At 62.0% G+C, this 24562-nt stretch carries 24 protein-coding genes and 1 other annotated feature; of the genes, 6 read left to right on the forward strand and 18 right to left on the reverse strand.

The window, feature by feature from the left end; translation table 11 throughout:
- Nucleotides 1–66: 66 nt before the first annotated feature.
- Both PTZ19_RS17190 and PTZ19_RS17195 read right to left on the reverse strand, forming a co-directional pair.
- Complete coding sequence (locus PTZ19_RS17190; protein ID WP_276356315.1) at nucleotides 67–588, reverse strand: deoxycytidylate deaminase; 522 nt, start codon at nucleotides 586–588, stop codon at nucleotides 67–69.
- Between the two features lie 110 nt (nucleotides 589–698).
- Nucleotides 699–1262 (reverse strand): ComEA family DNA-binding protein, encoded by a 564-nt coding sequence (locus tag PTZ19_RS17195; RefSeq protein WP_276356316.1) that lies wholly within the window; start codon nucleotides 1260–1262, stop codon nucleotides 699–701.
- A 139-nt stretch (nucleotides 1263–1401) separates the two neighbouring features.
- Between PTZ19_RS17195 and comER the strand changes: the two genes are divergently transcribed.
- Nucleotides 1402–2247, forward strand: coding sequence for a late competence protein ComER (comER, locus tag PTZ19_RS17200; RefSeq protein WP_276356317.1), 846 nt, complete (start codon nucleotides 1402–1404; stop codon nucleotides 2245–2247).
- 25 nt (nucleotides 2248–2272) lie between these two features.
- On the opposite strand, the gene leuS is transcribed toward comER, so the two are convergent.
- Complete coding sequence (gene leuS / locus PTZ19_RS17205) at nucleotides 2273–4708, reverse strand: leucine--tRNA ligase (protein WP_276356318.1); 2436 nt, start codon at nucleotides 4706–4708, stop codon at nucleotides 2273–2275.
- A 72-nt stretch (nucleotides 4709–4780) separates the two neighbouring features.
- Nucleotides 4781–5012: a binding site (T-box leader), on the reverse strand.
- Between the two features lie 171 nt (nucleotides 5013–5183).
- Here leuS and PTZ19_RS17210 point away from each other — a divergent pair.
- Entirely contained in the window at nucleotides 5184–6680 is a 1497-nt protein-coding gene (locus PTZ19_RS17210) for a nitrilase-related carbon-nitrogen hydrolase (protein ID WP_276356319.1), read from the forward strand.
- 184 nt (nucleotides 6681–6864) lie between these two features.
- A complete protein-coding gene (locus PTZ19_RS17215) occupies nucleotides 6865–7470 on the forward strand; it encodes a BsuPI-related putative proteinase inhibitor (protein ID WP_276356320.1) in 606 nt (201 codons plus the stop codon).
- Between the two features lie 93 nt (nucleotides 7471–7563).
- Here the strand turns inward: PTZ19_RS17215 and PTZ19_RS17220 are convergent, their stop codons facing one another.
- The 15 genes from PTZ19_RS17220 to spoVAC all read right to left on the reverse strand — a co-directional run bounded on the left by PTZ19_RS17220 (nucleotide 7564) and on the right by spoVAC (nucleotide 20415).
- The gene (locus PTZ19_RS17220; RefSeq protein ID WP_276356321.1) at nucleotides 7564–8340 is read right to left on the reverse strand and encodes a class I SAM-dependent DNA methyltransferase; all 777 of its coding nucleotides are present in this window, start codon (nucleotides 8338–8340) and stop codon (nucleotides 7564–7566) included.
- 81 nt (nucleotides 8341–8421) lie between these two features.
- Entirely contained in the window at nucleotides 8422–9372 is a 951-nt protein-coding gene (locus tag PTZ19_RS17225; protein ID WP_276356322.1) for a CvfB family protein, read from the reverse strand.
- Complete coding sequence (gene rsfS / locus PTZ19_RS17230) at nucleotides 9369–9713, reverse strand: ribosome silencing factor (protein WP_276356323.1); 345 nt, start codon at nucleotides 9711–9713, stop codon at nucleotides 9369–9371. The genes PTZ19_RS17225 and rsfS overlap by 4 nt, the downstream gene beginning before the upstream one ends.
- Nucleotides 9714–9716: 3 nt before the next feature.
- Nucleotides 9717–10310: a bis(5'-nucleosyl)-tetraphosphatase (symmetrical) YqeK gene (gene yqeK, locus PTZ19_RS17235; protein ID WP_276356324.1), complete on the reverse strand. Its 594-nt coding sequence runs from the start codon at nucleotides 10308–10310 to the stop codon at nucleotides 9717–9719.
- Nucleotides 10300–10887, reverse strand: a complete 588-nt coding sequence (gene nadD, locus PTZ19_RS17240) for a nicotinate-nucleotide adenylyltransferase (protein ID WP_276356325.1) — start codon at nucleotides 10885–10887, stop codon at nucleotides 10300–10302. Before nadD ends, yqeK begins: the two co-directional genes overlap by 11 nt.
- Nucleotides 10888–10918: 31 nt before the next feature.
- Nucleotides 10919–11209, reverse strand: a complete 291-nt coding sequence (gene yhbY, locus PTZ19_RS17245) for a ribosome assembly RNA-binding protein YhbY (RefSeq protein WP_276356326.1) — start codon at nucleotides 11207–11209, stop codon at nucleotides 10919–10921.
- Nucleotides 11210–11218: 9 nt separating this feature from the next.
- The gene (gene aroE, locus PTZ19_RS17250; protein WP_276356327.1) at nucleotides 11219–12067 is read right to left on the reverse strand and encodes a shikimate dehydrogenase; all 849 of its coding nucleotides are present in this window, start codon (nucleotides 12065–12067) and stop codon (nucleotides 11219–11221) included.
- Between the two features lie 36 nt (nucleotides 12068–12103).
- Complete coding sequence (gene yqeH, locus PTZ19_RS17255) at nucleotides 12104–13225, reverse strand: ribosome biogenesis GTPase YqeH (protein ID WP_276356328.1); 1122 nt, start codon at nucleotides 13223–13225, stop codon at nucleotides 12104–12106.
- Nucleotides 13222–13758 carry a YqeG family HAD IIIA-type phosphatase gene (locus tag PTZ19_RS17260; protein ID WP_276356329.1) on the reverse strand — a complete coding sequence of 179 codons (537 nt, stop codon included), beginning with the start codon at nucleotides 13756–13758 and terminating at the stop codon, nucleotides 13222–13224. The genes yqeH and PTZ19_RS17260 overlap by 4 nt, the downstream gene beginning before the upstream one ends.
- Before the next feature lie 142 nt (nucleotides 13759–13900).
- The gene (locus PTZ19_RS17265) at nucleotides 13901–16144 is read right to left on the reverse strand and encodes a transglutaminase TgpA family protein (protein ID WP_276356330.1); all 2244 of its coding nucleotides are present in this window, start codon (nucleotides 16142–16144) and stop codon (nucleotides 13901–13903) included.
- Nucleotides 16141–17382: a DUF58 domain-containing protein gene (locus PTZ19_RS17270; RefSeq protein ID WP_276356331.1), complete on the reverse strand. Its 1242-nt coding sequence runs from the start codon at nucleotides 17380–17382 to the stop codon at nucleotides 16141–16143. Before PTZ19_RS17270 ends, PTZ19_RS17265 begins: the two co-directional genes overlap by 4 nt.
- Before the next feature lie 2 nt (nucleotides 17383–17384).
- Nucleotides 17385–18338 carry an AAA family ATPase gene (locus tag PTZ19_RS17275; protein ID WP_276356332.1) on the reverse strand — a complete coding sequence of 318 codons (954 nt, stop codon included), beginning with the start codon at nucleotides 18336–18338 and terminating at the stop codon, nucleotides 17385–17387.
- 184 nt (nucleotides 18339–18522) lie between these two features.
- Nucleotides 18523–18873 (reverse strand): stage V sporulation protein AE, encoded by a 351-nt coding sequence (gene spoVAE, locus PTZ19_RS17280; RefSeq protein WP_276356422.1) that lies wholly within the window; start codon nucleotides 18871–18873, stop codon nucleotides 18523–18525.
- Between the two features lie 5 nt (nucleotides 18874–18878).
- Nucleotides 18879–19910: a stage V sporulation protein AD gene (gene spoVAD / locus PTZ19_RS17285; RefSeq protein ID WP_422615012.1), complete on the reverse strand. Its 1032-nt coding sequence runs from the start codon at nucleotides 19908–19910 to the stop codon at nucleotides 18879–18881.
- Nucleotide 19911: 1 nt separating this feature from the next.
- On the reverse strand, nucleotides 19912–20415 hold the full coding sequence (gene spoVAC, locus PTZ19_RS17290; protein ID WP_276356333.1) for a stage V sporulation protein AC: 504 nt from the start codon (nucleotides 20413–20415) through the stop codon (nucleotides 19912–19914).
- Nucleotides 20416–20628: 213 nt separating this feature from the next.
- Here spoVAC and PTZ19_RS17295 point away from each other — a divergent pair, with 213 nt between their 5' ends.
- From PTZ19_RS17295 to PTZ19_RS17305, 3 genes are read left to right on the forward strand one after another with little or no spacing between them, the layout of a single operon-like run.
- Nucleotides 20629–22371 carry a cache domain-containing sensor histidine kinase gene (locus PTZ19_RS17295; protein WP_276356334.1) on the forward strand — a complete coding sequence of 581 codons (1743 nt, stop codon included), beginning with the start codon at nucleotides 20629–20631 and terminating at the stop codon, nucleotides 22369–22371.
- A 12-nt stretch (nucleotides 22372–22383) separates the two neighbouring features.
- Nucleotides 22384–23175, forward strand: coding sequence for a response regulator transcription factor (locus PTZ19_RS17300; protein ID WP_276356335.1), 792 nt, complete (start codon nucleotides 22384–22386; stop codon nucleotides 23173–23175).
- Between the two features lie 31 nt (nucleotides 23176–23206).
- On the forward strand, nucleotides 23207–24508 hold the full coding sequence (locus tag PTZ19_RS17305; RefSeq protein ID WP_276356336.1) for an extracellular solute-binding protein: 1302 nt from the start codon (nucleotides 23207–23209) through the stop codon (nucleotides 24506–24508).
- Nucleotides 24509–24562: the final 54 nt, after the last annotated feature.

Genomic DNA, 24562 nt, shown 5'->3' on the forward strand with positions numbered 1-24562 from the left:
GCCGAAAACAAAAAACCTCCCCCGCCAAAATCGGCGGAGGAGGTGCTTCCTCACTCGTTCAATCGATCAAACCGCGTCCTGTACTTCGGTATCCGGGGGAGGAACGTAGCCCTCTAACTGGCGGAACCCGATTCCTCTCTGCCGCATCAGCGCTTCCACCTTGTCGTAATCCTTGGGATAGACGCGGTGGAACACGATTTCCGCGATTCCGCTGTTCGCCAGCATATTGGCGCAGGTCCAGCAAGGCTGATCCGTGACGTAGACGGTCGACCCTTCGCGGTCGATGCGGTCCGTAAACAGCAGCAGGTTCTGTTCCGCGTGAATCGTGCGGATGCAGCGCTGTTTGACTTTCATGCCGCCCGCGGCTTCCGCGTCCGTGGAAGGCTCGAACTCCTCCACGATCAAACAGCCCGCTTCCGAGCAGTCCGGCACGCCCATCGGCGCTCCGTTATAGGACGTCCCGAGCAGCTTCTTCCCTTGGACGAGCACCGCCCCGACGTGTCTTCTCGGGCAGCGGGAACGGGTGGAGACCATAAACGCGATATCCATGAAATAGGTATCCCAATCTTTGCGCGCCGACACCGGCATGATTCGACGACCTCCCAGACTCTTCAACTGCAACGAATGAACGAATGTCTATCGGCTACGTCAACTTCATTGTATTGTCGCATATTCGGACGCGAAAGGAAATCGTTCTTTCAAGGTGTTCCCGCCGCCGCCCCGACCCGGACCAACGGCCGGATCCGTTCGAGCATCTTCGCGCCGATTCCCTTCACCTGGAGCAGCTCATCCACGGACCGGAATCCGCCGTGAGCGTTCCGGTATTCCAGGATCGCCCGGGCCTTGGACGGCCCCACCCCGGGCAGGCCGTCCAGCTCGGCTTCCGTCGCCGTGTTCAAGTCCAGCAATGCCGCCGCCGACGCGGGTTCCGAGGAAGAGGAGGGCGGTTGAGAAGTCTGCGGCGATGCTAAGGCTGGCCCTGCGATCGCCGAAGGTTCCGGAACGCGGGTTGGCGTCGCCGAAGAGGATACGCTCGGCGCAGCGGCCGAATCTTCGTCCCCGCCAGCGACCGAATCATGATTTTGCGCCGCCAAGGTCGCCTTGAGCGCTCCGCTCACGGGCTGCCAGCCCGGAATGCCTTTGCCGGACGGCGCCAGCAGCGCCCACAATAGCGCCGCCGTTCCCGCCGCCGCGGCCGTCCGGGCCGCCGCGGTTTTCAACTTCCGCCGTTTTGGATGACCGCCCGACCGTTCCCATTCCATCTCCCGCTCCTCCCCTTTCGATCATCTTTATAAAAAGTGTCATTCGCGCGACCGATTCGACATATAGTGGGTTGAGGCAAACATGTTCACCAGGCGAGAGTTTGGCACCGTCAAACTCCCGATAATAGGAGGGAAGAGGATGAAAGTCGGCTTCATCGGCGCCGGCAGCATGGGAAGCCTGTTGGTCGAAGCTTTCGTAAGCGCCGGGGCGATGCAACCTGCGGACATCTCGGTCTCTTCCCGAACCCCCTCCAAATCGGCGGCTTTGGCCCGGCGGTTCCCCGGTCTGCTCCCGGCGCCGTCGAACGCGGATGCCGCGCGGGGTGCGGATTTGTTGTTTCTTTGCGTCAAACCTTCGGATTTCCGCAGCGTACTGGACGAAATCGCCCCTGTCATGCGGGCGGACCAAATCGCCGTTTCCATCACGAGCCCGGTGCGGCTGGCGCATCTGGAACTGCTGCTTCCCTGCAAAGTCGCCAAGCTGATCCCCAGCATCGTCAACTCCGCCCGAAGCGGGGCGACGCTTTGCATGTGGGGCTCCCGCATCGAGCCGGAGGACCGAGCCGCGCTCATGGAATTGATAGGCGCGATCAGCCGGCCCGTCGACATCCGCGAGGAGGATGTCCGCGCGGCATCCGACATCTCCAGCTGCGGACCGGCGTTCTTCGCTTACCTGCTCGAGGAGTTCACCGAGGCGGCCGCGCGGCAATCCGGCATGGACCGGGAAACGGCCGCGGTACTAGCCGGCGAAATGCTGCTCGGCACCGCCCGGCTGCTGGCCGAGCAAGGCTTCACGACGCAGGAGCTGCAAAGCCGGGTGTCCGTGCCCGGCGGCATTACCGCCGCGGCCCTGCAATCGCTGCGATCGTCGACCGCGGGCGCTTTCCCGGCTTTGATCCGGGTCACCCACGAGAAATTCACGGAGGATCTGAACAAGGTGGAAGCTTCGCTGTTCCAAAACGAATCGCAAGAAGGGCGGCCCTGATCCGAATCAGGCCGCCCTTTTCTTGTTAGTTCGCCACGATGTTGACGAGCTTGCCCTTCACCGCGATCACCTTGCGGACCGTCTTGCCCTCGATTTGGGCTTTCACTTTCTCCAAGGACAAGGCGGTATCTTGCAGGCCCGCTTCGTCCAAATCGGAAGGCACGTTCACCCGATCAACGATTTTCCCGTTGACCTGCACGGCGATTTCCACTTCCGCGTCCACGGTCAGCGCCGGATCGTATTCGGGCCACGCCGCGTACGTCACGGAATCTTGATGTCCCAGCCGCTCCCATAGCTCTTCGGAGATATGCGGGGCGATCGGGGACAGCATCTGCACGAAATGTTCCATCGCTTGCTTCGGCAGCGTATCGGCTTTGTAGGCTTCGTTGACGAAGATCATCAGCTGGCTGATCGCCGTGTTGAAGCGCAGTCCCTCGTAATCCTCCGTCAGCTTCTTGATCGTCTTGTGCCACGTCCGGCGGAACGCGTCGTCGCCGGGAACGTCCTGGATTTTCGCGTTCAGGCCGCCACCCTCGTCCACGAACAGACGCCATACGCGGGCGAGGAACCGGTGCACGCCTTCCACGCCGTTCGTGCTCCACGGCTTCGTCGCTTCGAGCGGGCCCATGAACATTTCGTACATCCGCAGCGTGTCGGCGCCGAATTCGTTCACGATATCGTCCGGATTGATGACGTTCCCGCGGGATTTGGACATTTTCTCGTTGTTCGTTCCGAGGATCATGCCCTGGTTCACCAGCTTGTGGAACGGCTCCTTCGTCGACACGACGCCGAGGTCGTACAGCACCTTGTGCCAGAACCGCGCGTAGAGCAGGTGCAGCACCGCGTGTTCCGCGCCGCCGATATACAGGTCGACCGGCAGCCACTGACGCTGCTTCTCCGGCGAACAAATTTCCTTGTCGTTATGCGGGTCGATGAACCGCAGGTAGTACCAGCAGCTGCCGGCCCATTGCGGCATCGTGTTCGTCTCCCGGCGCGCCTTGCGTCCGGTCTTCGGATCGGTGACGAACAGCCAATCCTCCACGTTGGCGAGCGGAGACTCTCCCGTGCCGGAAGGCTCGATCGCGTCGACGTCCGGGAGCAGGAGCGGCAGCTCTTCCTCCGGGACCGTCTCCATCGTGCCGTCCTCGAAGTGCAGAATCGGAATCGGCTCGCCCCAGTACCGCTGGCGGCTGAACAGCCAGTCGCGGAGGCGGTACGTCACCTTGCCGCGGCCGCGGCCGTTCTGTTCCAGCCACTCGATCATCTTGGCGATGGCGTTCGGCTTGGACAGCCCGTTCAGGAACCCGGAGTTGACATGCTCCCCGTCTTCCGTGTACGCCGCTTCCTCGACGTTGCCGCCTTTCACCACTTCCACGATCGGCAACCCGAACTTCTTCGCGAATTCCCAGTCCCGCTCGTCGTGGCCCGGCACCGCCATGATCGCGCCCGTGCCGTATCCGCCGAGCACGTAGTCGGCGATCCAGATCGGGATTTTCCCGCCGTTCGCCGGATTGACCGCGTAAGCGCCCGTGAACACCCCGGTTTTGTCCTTCGCCAGGTCCGTCCGCTCCAGGTCGCTCTTGCGGGCCGCCTGGTCGATGTAAGCATCCACCGCCGCCTTCTGCTCGGCGGTCGTAATCGAGGCGACCAGCTCATGCTCGGGGGCCAGCACGCAATAAGTGGCGCCGAACAGCGTATCCGGACGGGTCGTGAATACGGTGAGCGCCGCATCGCGCCCGTCGATGGCGAACGTGACTTCCGCGCCGGTCGATTTGCCGATCCAGTTGCGCTGCATGTCCTTGATGCTTTCGGACCAGTCCAGCTCCTCCAGGTCTTCCAGCAGCCGTTCCGCGTACTCGGTGATCTTCAGCATCCACTGGCGCATCGGCTTGCGGATGACCGGGTGGCCGCCGCGCTCGCTCTTCCCGTCGATGACTTCTTCGTTGGCCAGCACGGTGCCGAGCGCCGGACACCAATTGACCGGCACTTCGGCCACGTAGGCCAAGCCTTTCTTATACAATTGGATGAAAATCCATTGCGTCCACTTGTAATAGTCGGGATCGGTCGTGCTGAATTCGCGGTCCCAGTCGTACGAGAAGCCGAGCGACTTGATCTGGCGGCGGAAGTTGTTGATGTTCTCCACCGTGATGTCGCGCGGGTGCCGGCCCGTCTGCAGCGCGTATTGCTCGGCCGGCAGACCGAACGCGTCCCAACCCATCGGATGAAGCACGTTGTAGCCTCTCATCCGTTTGTAACGGCTCACGATGTCGGTCGCCGTGTATCCTTCCGGATGGCCGACGTGCAGTCCCGCCCCCGAAGGATAGGGGAACATGTCGAGCGCGTAAAATTTGGGCTTGCCGGGGTCTTCCGACGTGCGGAACGTCTTGTTCTCATCCCAATGCTTCTGCCACTTGGGCTCGATCGCCTGCGGCTTGTAACCGTGCGGATTGTCTTGGCTCATGGTTCTCTGTTCTCCTTCGTTTCGTATGCTTCCATAACCGAAAAAGCAAAAACTCCCGCCCCCAGCGTTGTCGCTAGGGACGGGAGTCGATTCCCGTGGTACCACCCTAGTTGGCGTCTCCCTGCTTGGGAATCCGCCCACTCGTTCCCCGTAACGGAGGGAAATCGCCGCGCTTCGGCGGGCCGTTGCCCATTTCGCGCGGAAGCTCCGAGGCGAGTTCGCCGGGGCTATCCGCCGGCTTCCACCTTGCTCCGGCTCTCTGCGGGACGCCCGCCCGACTACTACTCCTCATCACGGCTTGCAGATATGCCCTGATTATAGCCATTCGAAGCAAAAGCTGTCAAGGGACGGCGAAGACCGCAAGGCCGATGGAAAAATTTCTCGACGGAACGCGGGGGTTGTTGTATAGTCACAATCGTGCCGAACGTTGCGAAACGAGGCATTACCTCGCAGACGGGAGAACTCCAAGACAACGATGCGTAAACCGATGATTCCCTCCAACGGACTGGCCGCGGGACTCGCCGTCCTGTCCGGCATCTTATTCGCGTGCTGCATGCCCGGGACCGGAGCCGGCCCGCTGGCCTGGTTCGCTTTCGTCCCCCTATTGCTCGCGGCGCGCGGGCGATCCGGCCTCATTTCGTATACATGCTTTAACCTGACCGGCGTGATCGGATCCGTCGGCATCCATATCTGGTACCCCGATATTTTGGGCCAAGGGTTCGGCCTGTTCCTCATGCTGGCCAGCGGTCTGCTGTACGGGTCGTTCCTCCAATTCGGTTACGCGCTGCAGGAGAAGTTCCGCTCACCGCTGAAGGCGCTCGTCCTGCCCGCGGTATGGACGGCGCTCGAATGGCTGCGCTTCTCGGCACCCGTCACCGGGGAATGGTGGATCGAGGTGCTGGCCAAAAGCCAGTGGCTGTCTCCCGCTCCGCTGCAGCTCGTCTCGCTGACCGGATTCGCCGGACTGAGCTTCGTCATCCTGCTGACCAACAACGCGCTGGCGGAATTGATCGCGGAGGGCTTCGAACGCCGCCGGCTGTCCCGGTCAAGTCTGGCCGCCTTGCTCGTGCCGATCGCCGTCTGGACAGGCGGCTTGGCCGCGCTCTCCCAAGCGAATGAAGGGCATTGGGTTCGGGCTGCCGCCCATTCGGACATGGTGAACCAGGATTCCGCGGTTCAGAAGCTGGGCGGGCATACGGCGGCGGGAGACGGCTACGTCGCGGATACGCCCGAAATGTCGGCGGCTATCTTCGACATCAATGCGGAGCTTACCAAGCAAGCGGCGGGAAACGGTCCATCGTTCATCGTATGGGGCGAAAACGAGTTCGCGGAGTATGGCACGGAAGGAATCGACCGGCTCAAGCATTTGGCGGCTGACGTCCATGCCTACATCGCGGCAGACGTCACTTGGCGGTCCGGCGACGGCCTGCATGATACGGCGTTGCTAGTCGGACCGGACGGCCGGGAAGTCGGGAAAACGGCGAAAATCCAGCTGACGGACGGAGAGAAAACCTACGGCTTCATTCCCGGCAGCACGCGCGGACAGGTCTTCGAGACGTCGTACGGGAAAGTCGGTTTGGCGGTGTGCTGGGACCGCCACGTCACGGGCATCGTCCGGGCGCTGGCGGCAAACGGCGCACGGCTCATGCTGATCCCGGTGGACGACGACTTTAACGGAAATGCCGTATTTCCCCGGTATGCCGCATCCGACACGGTGTTCCGAGCCGTCGAGAACCGGGTCGCGATCGTGACCGGCTCCACGTCCGGCATGTCGCAGATCGTCACCCCTTACGGGCTGATGGCGGCCGCAAGCCCGATCAACGAGCGGACGTACATTACGGGCGAAACCGTCCTGGGCGACGGCGGCAGGACGCTGTATAACCGATGGGGCGACTGGTTCGCCTGGGTCGGCATCGCCTTCGTGATTCTGCTGCTCGGCTCGCGGATCGCGAGCCGCCGTAGCAAAAGCTGAGCACCGACTTGACGTCGTCCTGCAAACGGGTGCTCGCCGGGAGACGAAAATCGAAAACGGTCGTTCAGGCGCTGATTCCTGACCGACCGTTTTCATTTTTTTACGGATCTGGGATCTGACTGGAACATAATGGGACTCCGTTCCGTCTATTTCGGAAAATGGGTTGACGGGGAGTGGGGGAGAGATGGCGAAACCGTACCGGATGGCTTGGGCCCTATTGGTCGTGCCGCTTGTGCTGGCCGGCTGCCAACTGCCGGCAGCGGCGGACCAGGCGCGGGAGGAATGGGCGGATCCGCCGCCTGCCGCATCGGCCGCAACGGAGCCGGCCCCCGCGGCGGCGATTCCCGCGCGGAAGCTCGATGCCGACTCGATTCGGCTTCCGGCCAAGCGGAAGGAAATTCCGACGATGGCCGGCTTGTTCGAAACGGCGGTGGACGCCAAGATGGAGGACGGTAAACTGAAGCTCCGAATATCCGTCTCCAACGTGTCGGGCAAAAGTGTACAGGTTCGGTACGGCGGTCAGCGGTATGATTTTCGGATATTCGATCAGGAAGGAAACGAAATTTACACCTGGTCGGATAATAAAGCGTTTATCGCAGTCGTGACCGACGCGGAAATGCGCCCGTCGGAAACCGCGTCTTACCGGGAAGAGTGGGATTTGCTGGACCGGCAGGGGAACCGGGTGCCGCCCGGCGAATATACGGTCCGGGGGAACCTGATGGCCGAATTGCGGGAAGGCGTTCCCGAACCGAGCGAATTGGCCGGAGAAGCGACGGTCGAAATCGAATGACGAAAACGAACGTCCTGATCGACTCGACCCGGGACGGCTATTCCTCTCAGCGGCAGACGAGAACGATATGCGATCCGCTTGCCCGAGATTCGTTTAGCGCGGCTTCCGGGCGACGTAAAACAGGCGTTCCGACGTCTCCGTCGGGGTTTCCCAGCCGAAATCGGCGCTGCGGTGGAGCAGCTCGAACCCGGCTGCCGCCAGCTGGTCTGCCAGCCAATCCGGCTCATACGAGCGCTGGGTGTGGGATTCGGTGAACCGGCGGTACAAGCCGGATGCCGGCCCGCCGGCATCGTCGCGCACGAAAAACGTCAGGTCGTGCCGGATGACCCGCTCGGCGGCGTCGTATTCCGACGTCCATAGATAGGCGACGTCTTTCTCGTCGTAGACGAACGGCTGCTCTTCGGCATACGCCTCCAGCGTTCGGGGAGCGAGCACGTCGAAAACGAATAACCCCCCCGGCGCCAGCCCCGCGTACGTCGACCGGAAGGCGGCGGCGACGTCGGCCTCTTCGGTGAGGTAATTCAGGCAATCGCAGAAACTCAGCACCGCGTCGACCGGCTCCGGCAGCTCCCAGTCGCGCATGTCCTGCTGCAGCCAGCGGATCGTGCCGCCTTGTCCCCGCACGGGAGGCTGGTCCCACTTGCTCCGCGCGATCGCCAGCATCTCGGCGGACAGGTCGATGCCGAATACCTCGAAACCCGATTTGGCCAGCGGAATCGAGAGATTGCCCGTGCCGCATCCGAGGTCGACGACCGAACGGGGCATGCCGTATTTCCCGAAACACTGCCGGGCATAGCTCATCCATTCCCCGTACGGCATTTCTTCCATCAGCCGGTCGTATACGGAGGCGAACTCGCGGTAAGAACGCATTGACGTCTCTCCTATGGTTTGCAATGTCTTGTGTAGCCTATGGAGCGCGGTCCTTGCCAACGCGGGACCGGTCCGGCCGACTCAGCCGTCGCCGCCGTCCGCTTCCTCCGCGGTTCCCGCCGATACTGCCGCCGATTTTCCGGTCTCGGTCAAATACGTCCAACTGCCCTGCTGGGTCGCGAGCCCTTCCTTCATGAGCTTGCCCAATGCCCGCTTGAACGCCGCCTTGCTCAAGCCGAAACGCTTCTGGATGATGTCGGCCGGCGTCTCGTCCGAGTAGGGCATGCCCCCGCCCGGCCGATCCCGCAGGAACGCGAGCAGGCGGTCGGCGTCCTCGAGCCGCCCCTTCTCCTTCGGCAGCCGCATGCTCAAGTTCGCCCGGCCGTCGTCCCGCACCGCGGATACGCGCGCTTTGAACTTCTCCCCGATCCGCAGCGGGCGGGTCATGACAGACTCGTGCACGTAGCCGAGCACGCCGAAGCCGATCACCCCGCCTTCCACGAGCGCGAAAACGCCGTCCCGGAACACGTCGGTCACCCAAGCTTCCTTCCACTCGTTCTTCCAGGCGTTCGGCGCCCGGACCGCGAGCCCGGCGAAGTCGTCGGCCTTGGCCAACCGCCCGAGCATCCGCCCCTCTTTGTCGTGCTTCATGACGACGAACAGCTCGTCCCCCGTCTCGGGCCAGACGTTCCGCCGTTCGGCGGGCAGCTCCTTCAAAGGAAGCAGCAGCTGCCGCCCGATGCCCATTTCGAGGAAATAGCCGAAACGGGGATGGAAATCGGCGACGGCCAGCCGGGCAAGCTCGCCCAGCCGGATCAAAGGTTTCCGCTGGGTGGCGGTCATCCGTCCCTTGTCATCGTGGAACAAGAAGACTTCCGTTTCGTCTCCCGCCTCCGGACGCCGCTCGACCGCTTCCGCGTAAGGCAGGAGAACTTCGGGCCCGCCTTCCCCCTCTTCCGCGACGAACCAGCCGTACGGCGGCGCCTCCCGGCGCACCCGCAGCCGCGCGGTCGTTCCCGCCTCCAGCGTCATACGAGCTCCACGACCTTCGCGTCGGACCAGAGGCGCTCCAGGTGATAATACTCCCGCTCGTCCTTGTGGAACACGTGCGCGACGACGTCGCCCATGTCGATCAGCACCCAGCGGGCCGTATCCGCGCCTTCCGTGCGGACGCGAAACCCGAGCTCTTCCGCCCGTTTGCGGATCTCGCCCGCGATCGCCAGCACCTGCGTGTCGGAGTTGCCGTGGCAGATCAAGAAATAGTCCGCCACCAGCGAAATGCCCTGCAGGTTCAGCGCCACGGGTTCATGCGCTTTTTTGTCCTCCGCTCCGTCCATGACCGCTTTCAGCAATTGCTCCGATTTTCCCGCCATGCCTCAGCCTCCCGCCGATCCCGTTTTTTTGCGATCCTTCAATTCGTCAATCAGCCCGTTGCGGGCGATAACCGTCAAAGGAAAAATCCGTTTGCCCTTCTCCATCAGGAACGCGATGGTGGCGTCGAACCCGGCGACCAGCGCTTCTTCCAAATTATGCTCCGCCAACTTCCGGATCTTATTCACCCCGGGAAAGTCCCGGCCCGGCTCGATATAGTCGGCCAGACAGACGATTTTGTCCAGCAGCGTCATCCGTTCCCGGCCCGAAGTATGGTAACGGATGGCGTCCAGCACTTCCTCGTCGTCCACGCCGTGTTCCGCCTGCACCGCCCAAGCGCCGACGTGCGCGTGCCACAATTCCTTGTCGTATTCCAGCAGCTCGGCCGGCAGTCCGTGATCCCGGATCGCTTGGCCCTGCCGCTCGATCGGCCACGCCTTCGCGTAATCGTGCAGCAACGCGGCGAGCTCGGCTTTCGAACGGTCTCCGCCGAAACGTTTCGCCAGCTTTGCGGCCTCGGATACGACGCCGAGCGTGTGCACCCACCGTTTCTCGGGCATTTGGCGCCGAGTCGCTTCCCTTAACCTTTCAAGATCCATACAGGCCATTCCTCCGTATCCAATCGCATACCGGGTCCGGCGTCATGAACCGGATCGACCGGCCGTCCTTGACGCGCCTGCGGATATCGGTCGACGACAGCCCCATCGGCGGCATGGAAGCCCGCAGCAGCTTGCGGCGCACGTACATCGGAAGCTCGGCTTCGCCGAACGGATCGTCCGGACGGTCCAGCCCGATGAACGTGACGAGCTCCGCCAGCCGCTCCGAATCCCGCCAATTCGGCAGGTCCTTCACCATATCCGAACCGACGATCCAATAGAAAGAACGGTCCGGGTATCGTTCCAGCAGCGCGTTCACCGTGTCGATCGTATAGGAGACGCCTTGTCTCCGCAGCTCGAGATCCTCCACCCGAAAGCCGGGGGTCTCTTCGAGCGCGATCTCGAGCATGCGCCGCCGGGTTTCCGCGTCCGCTCCCGGATTCGCCTTATGGGGAGGCGCGAAGGTCGGGATGAACCAGACCTCCTCCAGCTTGGCCGCTTCCCGCGCCGCTTCGGCGGCCAGCAGATGGCCGTAATGGATCGGGTCGAACGTGCCTCCGAACAAACCGGTTTTCCGCATCGTTTCGCCTCTCCCGCTTCATCCCCGCCCGTTAAGGCAGCTCGATCGTTTTATGGTCCTTCGATTCCTTGTACAGCACGATCGTTTTGCCGATCACCTGCACGAGCTCGCAGCCGGACTTCTCCGCGAGCTCCGGCCCGATTTCCCGCGCTTCCTCCAAGGAATTGTTCAGCACCGATACTTTCAGCAGCTCGCGGGTCTCGATCGCCTCTTCGATATGGCGGATCAGATGGTCGTTGACGCCGCCCTTGCCGACTTGGAAAATCGGATCCAAGTGGTGGGCCAGCGAGCGCAAGTATCGTTTTTGTTTACCGGTCAACATGCGGTTTCCCTACTTTCCTGAAAATGACGCCAGCACCTCGTCCCGCATCGCGGCGACGGGAGCCGGCAGGCCGGTCCAATATTCGAAGGCGTACGCGCCTTGGTACACGAACATGCCGAGTCCGCCGTGAATGCGGCAGTCCCGCTCCCGGGCGCCTCGCAAGAACGCCGTGACGAGCGGATTGTAAATGAGGTCGCTGGCCACCGCCCCGGGCTTCAGCCAAGCGGGGTCGATCGGCGTATCGTCCACGTTCGGCGACATGCCCACGGAAGTCGTGTTGACGACGACGTCGGCTTCGCCGCAAGCGTCCCGCAGGTCTTCCCAGCGGATCGCCGACACCGGTCCTCCGTCTCCGCCGAGGCTTGCCGCCAAGTCCCGGGCTTTGTCCCACGTCCGGTTGGCGATCTTCACCGACGCCGGCAACTCGCGGGCGAGCGCCCACACGATGCCGCGGGCGGCGCCTCCCGCGCCGAGCACGACGATACGGCGCCCGGCGAGCTCCGGCTCGGCCTCCTCTTTAAGGGAACGGACGTAGCCGATTCCATCCGTATTATATCCGATCAGCCGGCCGTTCTCGTTCACGATCGTGTTCACGGCCCCGATCGCCCGGGCGCCTTCGTCGATCTCGTCGAGCCAGGTCATGACGGCGACCTTGTGGGGAATCGTGACGTTCAGGCCGCGGAAGCCAAGCGCCCGAATGCCGCCGATCGCCGCTTCGAGCCGGTCCGGCGTCACGTGGAAAGCGGCGTAAGCGCCGTTCACCCCGGTTTCCCGGAACGCCCGGTTCAGCATGATCGGCGATTTCGTATGGCGGATGGGGTCTCCGATGACCCCGTAAACGACGGTTTGGTTATCCATGCGGCTGATCTTCGTTCTCCTCTCCGGCGAACTTTCTCAAATCAACGATTCCCTCAGCATGACTTTCACGCCCCGCGGGGCGAATAAATCGACCAAAGCGCCCGACGTTCCGTTCGCTTTGATCCACCCCAAGCCCGAAACGAACACGTCCAGCCGCTCCTCCTTCGGGACGCGAAGCCGGTGGCGGGTCCAGGCCGGGAGCGTCTCCAGGTCCTCCCGGTTCGGGGGGGCCAGCATTTCCCCTTTGTGCTCCGCGTACAGCTCGTCGGCCCGCTCCAGCTTCGTGCGGTGGACGGGAATGCCGGACGACACGTACGCCGTAAACGACTGCCGTTCCCCTTCCACGAAATCGAACCTCGCCAATGCGCCGAAAAACAACGTCTGCCGCTCGTTCAATTGAAACGTCAGCGGCTTGAGCGGTTTGTCCGGCAGCAGCGCCGCCAGATCGCGGCGGGGGATGATCTCCGTCAGCCGCGACTCGTAGACGATCCCCGGCGTATCCACGATAAACCGCCCGTCGTCCAGCGGAATGCGGACGGCGTCCAGCGTCGTGCCGGGATAACGCGACACGGTGAGCTCCCGCTCCAGGTCGCTGTAATCGGAAATCAGCCGGTTGATCAAAGTGCTTTTGCCGACGTTCGTGGCACCTACCACGTACACGTCGCGGTTGCCGCGCATCCGCGCCACCGCTTCGACGACGCGGTCGAAGCCGGCGCCGCGCTTGGCGCTGCACAACACGATATCGGCCACCTTCAGCCCGTTTTCCTTGGCCTGCCTCTGCACCCAATTGCGCAGCCGGTTCCAGTTGGTGACTTTCGGCAGCAAGTCGATCTTGTTCACGACCAGCAGCACTTCGTTGCTGCCGACGAAGCGCTGAAGCCCGGAAATCAGGCTGCCTTCGAAGTCGAACAGGTCGACGATGTGCACGACCAGGCTGTCCGTCGACGCGATGCCGCCGAGCAGTTTCAGAAACTCGTCCTGATCCACGGTTACCGAGGAAGCTTCATTGTAGTTTTTGATCCGGAAGCAGCGCTGGCAAATGACCGGCTCCCGGCCGGCCGCGGACTCCGGCAAATAGCCCGGCCGGTCGCGGTGCCCGGTCTGAAGCGGAATGCCGCAGCCGGCGCACCGGCCGGCACCTTCATGGACGGCGGTCATCGCCATTTCCCTCCTTGATCGGGCCAGAGCCCTTTGCGTCTCAATCGCTTAAGCGCGATGTTCTCGATTCGCCGGTTGATCCGGGTCATGATCCCTTCTTCGGCCATGGCGATCGGGGAGACCAAAATGGTGCGCAGGCCCGCTCTCCGTCCGCCCAGCATGTCCGTCATCATTTGGTCTCCGACGACGACGGCCTGCTCCGGCGGCAATCGGAGCTTCTCCAGCGCCCGATGGAACGCCCGGACCGCCGGCTTGCGCGCCATGTACACGTAGGGAATGCCGAGCGGCTCCGCGAATTTCCCCACGCGGTGCAGGTTGTTATTGGATAAAATGACGACCTTGAACCCCCGTTCCCTGACGGCGTCCAGCCAGGCGACGAGCTCCGGAGTCGCGAGCGGCGTCCGGGCGCTGACCAGCGTGTTGTCCAGGTCGGTGATGATCCCCTGAACGCCTCGGGTTTTCAGTTCGTCCAAGTCGATATCGTAAACGGTTTTGACGATTTGATCGGGAAGCAAGCGTTCGAAAAATCCCATGGACATCTCCTGTCGTACGGCATGGCCTTCGCAACAAAATGATGAACAAAATATACCATACCCCGCGCGGCCCTGCAAAATGAAAGAAGAGCCCCGACAGGAGCTCCCCTTCGATCGGTCAAGGAACGTACATCGTCTCGGCTTACAGCGCTTTGCGCAGCCGGGCGACCGTTTCCTCCACCTGCTTCGCGTCTTGTTCGGCGCCCATGCCCCGCCCGTAACGCGCGCGTTCGAACTGGATCAGCACGCGGTCGAAATCGGGGCGCAAGGAGGTGAATTTATCCCCCCAGCGGTTGAACGATTCGCGCATCGTTTCGTGGTCCTCGCGCTTCATTCCCCTTCTGCCCAGGAACTTGACCAGCTTCTCCGTTTCGCGCACGATCCGTTGATCCGGCGACGCGCCGGCGTAACGGATTCGCTTCCACAGCCGGATGCCCCGGCGTTTGCGCAGAAGCACGGCGATCGCCGCGACGAGCAACAGGGCCGCTCCCGCAGCCGGGATTTGCCAGCCGATCGCGACCGGCGCTTTGTCCGCTTCATCGGCTTCCGGGGCGTCGACGGGTTCCGCGGAGAGATCCGCGGGAGCATCGACCGGCACCGGCTGCGGGACGCTGAATCCGGCCGTCGGCTCGAACGGGATCCACCCGTAGCCTTCGAAATACACTTCGGCCCAGGAGTGGGCGTCCGAGTTGCGGACGGTGTAGGTTCCCGGTCCGTCCGTATTCACCGGGGCGCCGGCGTATCTGGCTTCTTCGGCTTGGGCGGGGTCAACCCCCGACGTGTACCCTTTGACCCAGCGGGCCGGTATGCCCACGGAACGGGCCATGACGACGAACGCCGTGGAGTAATAGTCGCAATAGCCTTCCTTGATTTCGAACAGGAACGCGTCCACGAAATCGGAGCTTTTCCGCTTGCTGACGTCCGGCTTGTTGTTATAGGGATACGTTTCCTTCAAATATTTGACGAGCAATTCGGTTTTGTCGAATTCGTTGGCTCCGGACGCCGTCACTTGCAACGCCAGGTTTTTCACCCGTGCCGGCAATTCGCCCGGCAGCTGCAGATACGGCGACAAATCGATCGAGGCCGCGTCCGGAGCGGGGACGGCGGCGGCGCGCAGCGCGGCGGGGTCGAACACCGTCACGTCGGACTCGATCGTGTACGTCGTGACGCGGGACGGCTTGTTGAAGCGGACTTCCCAATCTTCCGGGTTCAGTTGCACGCCGCCGTTGTTGTCGCTCTCCAGCTCGTCGATTTTGCTGACCGGACCCGCCCCGAACAGAACGGGCACCCGGTCTTTGCGCAGCATGGTGACGGTTTGGGTCAGCTTCTCCGTCTTGACGGTTTCCGCGCGTTCGGAAACGCCGAATCGGGTGTCAACCCCCGCTCCGAGCAGGCTGAGCGGCCTGCGGACATCGCCCCAGCCTTGGCCGGTGTAGACCGCCTTGGCTTCGCCCCGCCAATAGCTCCGCCGGTTGGTGGCGACGGTCATGACGGGGGAATAATCGAAATCGAAGCCCCCACCGAGGGTGCGATCGTCCCGGCCGTAGCCGGAAGACGACGATCCGTTCTTGACGGAGCTGGCGCCGATGCTGGTCGTGAGCTGCCCGCCTTCGCCGGCGGCGGAAGGCACGGAGCGGCCCTGGGCTTCGGACCAGATCGTATACGGGTCTTCCAGGATCGCGGGCGCGCGCGGCATGAAGATGCCGGTCAAAAGCAGCAGCCCGATGATGATCACGGCGGGAACCGCCAGGTCGATCGGCCGTTCGGCGAGCGCTTCCCAGCTGTCCGGATGGCGCGCCCGCAGCTCCCGCAAGTGCAGGATGACGAGCCAGCCGAGCCCCGCCGCGACGATCCAGGCGATGTTATGCCACAGCTCGAGCGGGAAGAACGAATCGACCGTCGCCATCACTCCGATGGCGGCCATGAGCAGCGACACCAGCGAAGTCCGGGTGCGCGCGAACCACGTCATGACGTGCACGGCCAGCACCGCGCCGGCAGCCAGTTCGACGAACGGATGAAGCGAAGCGATATGGAAATCGTAGAATAGGCTCCATTGCTGCTGATCCTTCCAATCGGACGGCCATCCGGCCCATTCGAAGAAAGGAGAATAGGCGGCGGACAGGACGACCGCCGCTGCCGCCTGCAGCGCCAGCCGGATGCCGAGCCATCGCGTGAAGAGCAGCTCGGACACGGCGATCGCCGTGACGACGCCGTATATGACGGAGTAAGTCTCGCTCCACCAATATCCGCGGAAGCATTGGATGAGCTGAAGCAGGATCACGATCGCGAACAAGCGGTGCAGGCGGTCAAGCGCCAGCTGTCCCCAGTAGTCCGCCCGGGCCGCCGCGGTCCGGAATCCTATCTGTCTCTTGGGCATCAAACTCATGCGGATGCCACCCCCAGCGCCACCGGCAGCTCTTCCAAGCGGGTCACGGAAACTTGATCCCACATTTTGGATTTGCACAGCTGCTGCCATTGGCGGAGTTTGCGTTGCTGCTCATCGGTCGGCACGGCCTCGCCGACGTGGAGCAGCGAAGGGATCATGCGCCGCGCCTCCACCGAAGCGAACGCTCCGGCGAGCGACTCGTCGGCCTGCGGGCTGATCACGACGATCTGCACGCCGGGCTCGAAGCGGTCCGACGTTTCGGCGATCCAGTGGCCGAGCGGGACCGTGCCGTCCGCGTCGACGTCCACCAGATGCCGCAGCACTTCCTCGCGGGAGACCGGCGTGCGGTCCGCCCCGTACCAGCCCGGCTTCCGCCCGGCGGACACGAAACCGACCGGCATGCCGCGCTGCACGACGAGCTCGATCAGGGACGCCGCGACGGAGACCGCCAGTTCGAATTGGTCCGCGGTCCGGTACGACGAGGCGTTCCGGTCGAGCAGGAAGACGATGCGGGGCAGGGCTTCCCGTTCGAACTCCTTGGACTTCCAATGCCCCGTCTTGGCCGTCGCGTTCCAGTGCACCCTGGACAGCCGGTCCCCGTGGATGTATTCGCGCACGCCGTCGATCTGCGTCGTCTCCTTCGCCCATTTGGAAGTGAACGAATGCTGGAATACGCCGCGCTGCGAACGTCTCAGCAGCTGCCAATCCCGCAGCGCGATCATCCGGGGCAGCACTTGGAGGTCCAGCGGTTCGTGGAATTTCCCCTGATGCTCGAACAAGCCGAAAATATCCCGCGTCGAGCATTCCGTCGTCTGAAAGCGGTACCGGCCGCGCCGAAGCGGAGCCGTCTCGTAGACCACTTCGCCTCGGCGGCGGTAATCGGGAACGAACGAAAGCTCGTAGATTTGCGATTCGTCGGCGGCGATGCGGAGCAGACGGTCGCGGACAATGACGTAGGGGACCGGCCAGAAACCGGGAAATTGGATTTTCAAGCGGATCCGGATGCGCATGCCGGCGGTCAGGCGCGCGGCGGACGGACCGTCCATTTCGACCGACCGGGTCCCGCGGACGCCGCCGATTCCGCTCCACCGGCCAAGCGCCAAATAGAGAATGAGCGCGTTCAGGATCACGAACAGCATAAGGGACGTCTTACCGCCCTGGAACAGCAGATAGAAGGCCGAAAAGGCGTACAATACCGTCCCGGGCAGCCAGACTCGACTCCTGGCGAACCGGTTCATGGTCAGCGCTCCAGCCCGACCGGTACGGGCAGCCTGCCGAGCACTTCCTGCAGGACGCCGGCCGCCTGGTTCCCCTGCATCCGCGCTTCGGAGCGCAGATGCAGGCGATGGCCGAGCACGAGCGGCGCCATCGCTTTGACGTCGTCGGGCAGCACGAAGGCGCGATGCTGGAGGAACGCGTACGCTTTCGCGGCCGAGGCCAGCGCGACAGCGGCGCGCGGACTGGCGCCGAGCAGCACGGAAGCGTGCGTTCTCGTGCCCCGGACCAGCGCGATCAGGTAATCGGCAACGGCGGATTCGATGTGGACTTCCGAGGCCATCCGCTGCAGCGACGCCACGTCTTCCACCGTCGCGACCGCGCTGAGGGATTCCGCCGAACGTCCCGCCGAAGGCTCCAGCACGAGCCTTTTTTCGGACGCTTCGTCCGGGTAGCCCAGCTTGATTTTCATGAGGAAACGGTCGAGCTGCGCTTCCGGCAGGCTGTAAGTGCCTTCGAAATCGATCGGATTTTGGGTCGCGAACAGCATGAAAGGATGCGGAAGCGTATACGTCTGCCCGTCGACGGAAATCCGGTGCTCCTCCATCGCTTCCAGCAGCGCGGACTGCGTCTTCGTCGTGGCGCGGTTGATCTCGTCCGCGAGCAGCAGGTTCGCCATGACCGGACCCGGCCGGAACACGAATTCCTCTTGTTTCGGATGATAGATGGAGACGCCGGTGATGTCGGTCGGCAGCAGGTCGGGATTGCATTGGATGCGGTGGAACACGCCGCCGACGGACATGGCGAGCGCCTTGACCATCTGGGTTTTGCCCGTTCCGGGCACGTCCTCGATCAATACGTGACCGCCGGCCAGCAATGCGGTCAGCATCCAGGCGATCTCGTCCTTTTTACCGTAAATGCAAGATTCCATATTCGCTCTGATTCGATCCAACAACTGAGCCGCTTCGCGATGGTCCATTGCCGCTTTCCTCCTATGGAATCCGTTGATTATGAAACGATTTCTCTTATTATACCGAATTCTGGATGTAGCCGTAAATTTTAGAATCCTACAAAAAACAATAGCAAAAAAGCCAAACCGGTTAAACCGGTTTGGCCGTAATATAGGCGATATCCAGCAATTACATAGCGAAATAAAGGTAAATTCAGCCTTTCGGCTTGACCACCAGCGCGGCCAGGAACGAGAAAATGATCGCCGCCGAGATGCCGGCGCTCGTGACTTCGAAGATGCCGGTAATCACGCCGATCCACCCGTCCCGCTGCAGCTCCGTCAGCGCGCCGTGCACGAGGGAATTGCCGAAGCTCGTGATCGGCACCGTCGCGCCCGCGCCGGCGAATTTGATGAGCGGATCGTACCACCCGAGCCCGTCGACGATCGCCCCGACGACGACGAGCAGGGACATCGTATGCGCGGGCGTCAGCTTCGCGACGTCGAACAGCAGCTGCCCGATGACGCAGATGCCTCCGCCGATCAAGAACGCCCATAAATACTGCATCATGGTCAAACTCCTCCTTGTCCGGGTGCTTGCGCTTCGATCGCGACCGCATGGGCGATGCACGGAATCGATTCGCCCTGCTGGTAGGACAACGGGCTGAGCAGCGCCCCCGTCGCCACCACGAGCATCCGCTTCAGCTCGCCGCGGGCCATCCGTTTCAGCAGATGGCCGTACGCGACCGTCGCCGAACAGGCGCACCCGCTCCCCCCGGCTTGCACGTTCTGCTTCGCGACGTTGTAGATCATGAGGCCGCAGTCCTGGAATTGCGTCTCTTCCATCGGAACCTCATGCCGTTTAAGCAGCTCCGCCGCGATCGGATGGCCGACAGAGGCCAAATCCCCCGTGACGATCAAGTCGTAATACCCGGGCGATCTCCCGGTATCCTGCAGATGCCCCTGGATCGTGTCGACGGCGGCGGGAGCCATGGCCGCGCCCATGTTGAAAGGATCCTTGATGCCCAGGTCGACGATCTTCCCGATCGTCGCCGCGGTGACGACGGGCCCCGTCCCCTCGGACGCGACGACGGCGGCTCCCGCGCCGGTCACCGTATATTGCGCGGTCGGCGGCTTTTGCGAGCCGTATTCGGTCGGGTAGCGGAATTGCTTCTCCGCCGTGCAGTTGTGGCTGCACGTCCCCGCGAGCGCCCGGTCCGCCGCGCCCGATGCCACCAGCAGCGAAGCCAGGGCCAGCGATTCCATGGAGGTCGAGCAGGCGCCGAATACCCCGAGATAAGGAACGCCCAGCGTACGGGCGGCGAACGTGTTGCTGATGATCTGGTTCATTAGGTCCCCGCCCACGAAAAACTGGATGTCGCCTTTCTGGACGCCCGCGTGCTGCAAGGCGATGTCCGCCGCCTGCTCGAGCAAAGCGCGTTCCGACTTTTCCCAGCTCGGCTGGCCGATCTCGAGGTCCGGATGCACGAGGTCGAAATCCGCGGCCAGCGGCCCTTCCCCTTCGTCGGGTCCGACCACCGTGCCGGTTCCGAGAATGACCGGAGGCTTCGGAAACACCCAGCTTCTGTCGCCCTGCCGGATCATATCAGCTCCAGACCCCGATCAGCCAATGGATGATGCCGATGACGAAGGCGGCGACGACGCCGAAGACGATCACGGATCCCGCCAGCTTGAACATGTTGCCGCCCGTGCCGAGCACGAGCCCTTCGCTGCGGTGTTCGATCGCCGCGGAAGCCATCGAGTTCGCGAAGCCGGTCACCGGCACGGCGGTGCCCGCGCCTGCCCATTGCGCGATTTTGTCGTACACGCCGAGGCAGGTGAGGATGACCGAGACCAGGATCAAGACGGCGACGGTCGGACTGCCCGCCTGTTTGGCGGTCATGCCGAACGCCGCCATGAAAAATTGCTGGATTCCCTGGCCGATCAAGCAAATCAGCCCTCCCGTCAGGAAAGCCCGCAGCGCATTGGCCCATACGGATCGGGCCGGCTCGCGCGCTTTGGCGAACGCCTGATACTCTTTCGCGGACATGGACAGCGGCTTGTACGGCTTCGCGCCGGCTCCGCCGCCCGAAGAGGATTTCACGGCCATGACGATTCGCCCTCCCTTGAACATGGATGTCGCATCGGTTCCCATTCATTATCTGCCGCGGCCGGATAGACTATGTACCGGAGCGGCCGTCTTCGCCGGTCGAAGAATGTCATTCCGCTCCGAACGAACCTCTGCTATGATGAAAGGGCAGCCGTCAGCCTTGCGCGGGCGGCAATCCGGCAGCCCGGATCTAACGGGAAGGACAGGAATGGGATGCGGCTGAATTTTTCCAAATACAATACGCTGCGGAATCAAATGCTGATCGGCTACCTGCTGGTCATGGTCTTGATTCTGAGCTTCGTCGCGTCGGTGACGTTCGCCTCGGTCTCCGACATGCTCCGCAACAACGCCGAGAAAAATATCCAGCAGACGGCCGTCCAAGCCAACGGCAGATTGGAAGGCGTGCTGCAGCAGATCAATTCGCTTTCCCTGCAGGTCGCTACGAATATTTATGTCCAAAATCTGCTGTTGGGCGAATTGAACGGCAAACCGGCCTCCTTCACCGAGAAGCAGAATCTGCCGGCGATCATCAACACGGTCCCGATCTACGCCGACGGCGTGATGTCGGTGGAACTGTTCAACCACAACCGGTATCGATTATACCCGCTGGACAATAACCTCCTGGAAGCCGAAGTCCAACCGGACTGGATCCAGCGCACGATCGATGCCAAGGGGGACCTGGTGTGGTTCGGGATCGATCCGGCCGACCCCAACGCCTTGCTGGCCATCCGGCTCGTCACGATGGTGAACCAAAATTTCGAGACGGGCGGGTATTTGCTCGTTCGCATCAACCGCGAAGTATTCGAGCTCAGGGACTCCGTGCTGCAAGGGAGCCATGGCATGCTGCTGGCGGACAACGACGGGGAAATCATCACCTCCAGCGTCCCCGGGCTTACGCCCGATCAAGCGGCCGAGCTCATGCGGTCGCGGGACAAGACGGCCGACATCGGATCCAGAAGGTACATGGTCGTCCGCACGACCTCGGAAATCACCGGATGGACGCTGTTGATCCTGACCCCGATCAGCGAAATCACCAACGGCATTTCGGTGCTGCGCAACGTCATCGTGGTATCGGCCGGCGTCGGCTCGCTGCTGTACGTCATCATTTCCCTGCTGTTATCGACCGTCATCGCCAAGCCCATTTTCAAATTGATCCGTTCGATGCGCAGCACGAGGCTCGGCGTACTGAAGCAGGTGGACAACCTGTCCTCCACGATCGAAATCCGGGAATTGAACCGAACCTATAACGAAATGGTCGACAATATCAACAATTTGATCCGGCTCGTGTACGAGAAGGAGATTTTGCAAAGCCGTACGGAATTGAAAGCCCTGCAAGCCCAGATCAACCCGCATTTCCTGTTCAATACGCTGGAGGCGCTCTACCGCTCCCTGCTCGAGAAGAACGAAGAGGAACTGGCGGAATTCGTCCTCGCCATGTCGGAGCTGTTCCGTTACACGATCACGAATCCGAAGAATGACGAATGGGTGGCGCTTCGGGAGGAAATGGACCATATCGAACGTTACTTGCGGATCATGAAGACGCGGCTCGGGGATCGGCTGAGGTGGGACATTTCCCTGCCTCCTTTCTTGTCCGAATATCCCATTCCGAAGCTCATCGTCCAGCCTCTCGTGGAAAATGCCATCACCCATGGCGTGGAACGGCGGATCGGCACCGGCAACATTTCCGTAGCGGTCACTCTTTCGGAAAACGAGGAATACTTGATCATCTCCGTGCAGGACGACGGCAGGGGGATGGACGAAGAGACGCTTTCGAAAATCCAAAACGCCCTCACGAGCGGAAACGTCCCTTCGGCGAAAGGCTCCGGCATGGGCATCGCGAACGTGGAGCGGAGAATCCAGCTATACTACGATGAACGGGATCCGGCCGTGGGGATCGAGATCTCCAGCCGCGAGGGCGAAGGCACCCTCGTGCGAATCCAGCTCCCCTACCATTAGGAGGAACTCGCCATGAATAAGGATCGAACGACCACCATTCTCGTTGTCGACGATGAGCCCATGACCCGCGACGGCTTGAAGAAGACGCTCGAGTCCTGGGGAGCGGGACGCTGCACCGTCATTTCCCTGGATAACGGCCACGCTGCGCTGGAACTGCTGGAACGGGAGCCGGTCGACCTCGTGATCACGGATATCCGCATGCCCGAAATCAGCGGACTCGATCTGGCGGAAAGGCTGGAAAACCGGCTTGGCGAGCGCATGCCGCCGGTCATCCTGCTGTCGGGGTACTCCGAGTTCGAATACGCGCATCGCGCCATCCGGATCGGCGTGGTGAATTACCTGCTCAAGCCGATCAGCAACGCCAAGCTGATCGAAGCGGTGGAGAAGGCGCTGATCGCGGCGGAGAAAAAGAGCCGGATCGCCAGGCTGGAGCGGATCATCGACCCGGTGCTGGAAGAAGCCCGCGTCAACCAAGCCGAGATCGGCGAATCCGTCCGGGAAGCGCTGCGGTTCGTGGACGGAAGGCTCTCCGAGTCGTTCGGCCTGCAGGATGTGGCGGAGCACGTCCATCTGAACCCGAGCTATTTCAGCGTCTTGTTCAAGGATCAAATGCAGATGACGTTCAGCGAGTATCTCACCCGCCGGAGGCTGCAGAAAGCCAAAGAGCTGCTGGTCCAGTCCCGTCTCCCCATCGCGGAGATCGCCGAACAGGTCGGGTATAATTCCGCCAAATACTTCAACAAAATCTTCAAAGAGTACGAGGGGGACACCCCGAGTCAATACCGCGCGAACATGATCGAGTAATCGCGGCACTGTCCGAGGGGGGATTTGAGCCATGAAAATTCGTACTTACGCGGCGCTCCCGATTGCGTTGATCCTGGCATTCGCCGTCGCCGCCTGCGGAGCCGGGAACTCCGGTGTCACGCCGCAACCGGCCGAGAAAATCACGCTGCGGATGATGTCGCAATGGAATGAAAGCGGCGCGCCGCAGCAATTCAACCTGGCCAACAAAATCATCGATGAATTCCAACGGGCCAATCCGAATATCACGATCGAAAACCAGGTGCTCGAAACGGAGCTGTACAAGAGCAAGCTGAAGGTTCTATCGGCTTCCAATTCCCTTCCCGATATCGGCTTTACGTGGGCGGCCGGCTTCATGGAACCCTACGTGAAAGCGGACATGTTCGCTCCGCTTAACGACATCGTAGACGGCGAACTGAAAGACCAGTTCGTGAAAGGCACGGTCGAGGCATACTCGTACAATGGCAAGGCCTATGCGCTTCCGGTCGAGCTCAACATCGTTCCGGTCTATTACAACAAAGCGATTTTCTCGAAATATCATTTGCAGCCGCCGACCGATTTCGAATATTTTATGTCCGCCATCAAAATCCTCAAGTCGAACGGAGTCAAGCCGATTGCTCTGGGCGGCAAAGAAGGCTGGACCGCATCCTTCTGGTACATGTATCTGGCCGATCGTCTCGGCGGGCCGGATCTGCTCGACCAAGCGGTGGCGAACAACGACTTCACGGACCCGAATCTGATCGAAGCCGCCCGGATGTCCCAGGAGTTGGTGGACCAGGGCGCATTCAGCAAAGGTTTTATCGGCATGTCCAACGACGAAGCGAAACCTCTGTTCATGAACGGGCTGGCGGCCATGTATATGGCGGGCACGTGGGAGGTTCCGAACTACACGACGAGCCCGGACACTTCGCAGTCCGTCAAATACAGCATCGGCTATTTCAAATTCCCGACGATCAAAGGCGGCAAAGGCGATATCAACGATTGGGTAGGCGGACCGGGCGTCGCCCTCTTCGTCGCCAACCACTCCAAACACGTCCGAGAAGCCAAGAAGTTCGTCACGTACTTCACGAAACGTTGGGGCGAAGCTTCCGTCACCGAAGCCGGCATCGTGCCCGCCACGAAAGTGGATACGAGCAAAATCCAACTCCCCCAGATGTACATCGACCTGCTGAACGAGCTGGCTTCGGCCAAGAAGGTCACGAATTACCTGGACGTCCAGATGAAGCCGGTCGCCGCCGAAGGCCACCGCAACCTCGTGCAGGCGCTGTTCGGCAAGCAGATCACGCCGGAGGAATTCGTTGCCCAGCAGGATAAGCTTCTGAAGGACGGCAGGTAAACTTCCCCGATTTGAGTCGTCCCAACGGAATGAAACTGGCACGCATGGGCATTT

It is taken from the genome of Cohnella caldifontis (assembly GCF_029360585.1).
In the GTDB taxonomy this organism is placed as follows: domain Bacteria; phylum Bacillota; class Bacilli; order Paenibacillales; family Paenibacillaceae; genus Cohnella; species Cohnella caldifontis.

What these genes read in the sequence shown, in the direction of transcription:
- PTZ19_RS17295 (WP_276356334.1), top strand. Translation starts at nt 20,629, where the DNA reads ATGCGGCTGAATTTTTCCAAATACAATACGCTGCGGAATCAAATGCTG.
- PTZ19_RS17210 (WP_276356319.1), top strand. Translation starts at nt 5,184, where the DNA reads ATGCGTAAACCGATGATTCCCTCCAACGGACTGGCCGCGGGACTCGCC.
- yqeH (WP_276356328.1), bottom strand. Translation starts at nt 13,225, where the DNA reads ATGACCGCCGTCCATGAAGGTGCCGGCCGGTGCGCCGGCTGCGGCATT.
- yqeK (WP_276356324.1), bottom strand. Translation starts at nt 10,310, where the DNA reads ATGGATCTTGAAAGGTTAAGGGAAGCGACTCGGCGCCAAATGCCCGAG.
- aroE (WP_276356327.1), bottom strand. Translation starts at nt 12,067, where the DNA reads ATGGATAACCAAACCGTCGTTTACGGGGTCATCGGAGACCCCATCCGC.
- PTZ19_RS17305 (WP_276356336.1), top strand. Translation starts at nt 23,207, where the DNA reads ATGAAAATTCGTACTTACGCGGCGCTCCCGATTGCGTTGATCCTGGCA.
- PTZ19_RS17220 (WP_276356321.1), bottom strand. Translation starts at nt 8,340, where the DNA reads ATGCGTTCTTACCGCGAGTTCGCCTCCGTATACGACCGGCTGATGGAA.
- PTZ19_RS17260 (WP_276356329.1), bottom strand. Translation starts at nt 13,758, where the DNA reads ATGGGATTTTTCGAACGCTTGCTTCCCGATCAAATCGTCAAAACCGTT.
- leuS (WP_276356318.1), bottom strand. Translation starts at nt 4,708, where the DNA reads ATGAGCCAAGACAATCCGCACGGTTACAAGCCGCAGGCGATCGAGCCC.
- PTZ19_RS17275 (WP_276356332.1), bottom strand. Translation starts at nt 18,338, where the DNA reads ATGGACCATCGCGAAGCGGCTCAGTTGTTGGATCGAATCAGAGCGAAT.
- PTZ19_RS17270 (WP_276356331.1), bottom strand. Translation starts at nt 17,382, where the DNA reads ATGAACCGGTTCGCCAGGAGTCGAGTCTGGCTGCCCGGGACGGTATTG.
- PTZ19_RS17300 (WP_276356335.1), top strand. Translation starts at nt 22,384, where the DNA reads ATGAATAAGGATCGAACGACCACCATTCTCGTTGTCGACGATGAGCCC.
- comER (WP_276356317.1), top strand. Translation starts at nt 1,402, where the DNA reads ATGAAAGTCGGCTTCATCGGCGCCGGCAGCATGGGAAGCCTGTTGGTC.
- spoVAE (WP_276356422.1), bottom strand. Translation starts at nt 18,873, where the DNA reads ATGCAGTATTTATGGGCGTTCTTGATCGGCGGAGGCATCTGCGTCATC.
- rsfS (WP_276356323.1), bottom strand. Translation starts at nt 9,713, where the DNA reads ATGGCGGGAAAATCGGAGCAATTGCTGAAAGCGGTCATGGACGGAGCG.
- spoVAD (WP_422615012.1), bottom strand. Translation starts at nt 19,910, where the DNA reads ATGATCCGGCAGGGCGACAGAAGCTGGGTGTTTCCGAAGCCTCCGGTC.
- yhbY (WP_276356326.1), bottom strand. Translation starts at nt 11,209, where the DNA reads ATGTTGACCGGTAAACAAAAACGATACTTGCGCTCGCTGGCCCACCAC.
- PTZ19_RS17215 (WP_276356320.1), top strand. Translation starts at nt 6,865, where the DNA reads ATGGCGAAACCGTACCGGATGGCTTGGGCCCTATTGGTCGTGCCGCTT.
- PTZ19_RS17195 (WP_276356316.1), bottom strand. Translation starts at nt 1,262, where the DNA reads ATGGAATGGGAACGGTCGGGCGGTCATCCAAAACGGCGGAAGTTGAAA.
- PTZ19_RS17190 (WP_276356315.1), bottom strand. Translation starts at nt 588, where the DNA reads ATGCCGGTGTCGGCGCGCAAAGATTGGGATACCTATTTCATGGATATC.
- nadD (WP_276356325.1), bottom strand. Translation starts at nt 10,887, where the DNA reads ATGCGGAAAACCGGTTTGTTCGGAGGCACGTTCGACCCGATCCATTAC.
- spoVAC (WP_276356333.1), bottom strand. Translation starts at nt 20,415, where the DNA reads ATGGCCGTGAAATCCTCTTCGGGCGGCGGAGCCGGCGCGAAGCCGTAC.
- PTZ19_RS17265 (WP_276356330.1), bottom strand. Translation starts at nt 16,144, where the DNA reads ATGAGTTTGATGCCCAAGAGACAGATAGGATTCCGGACCGCGGCGGCC.
- PTZ19_RS17225 (WP_276356322.1), bottom strand. Translation starts at nt 9,372, where the DNA reads ATGACGCTGGAGGCGGGAACGACCGCGCGGCTGCGGGTGCGCCGGGAG.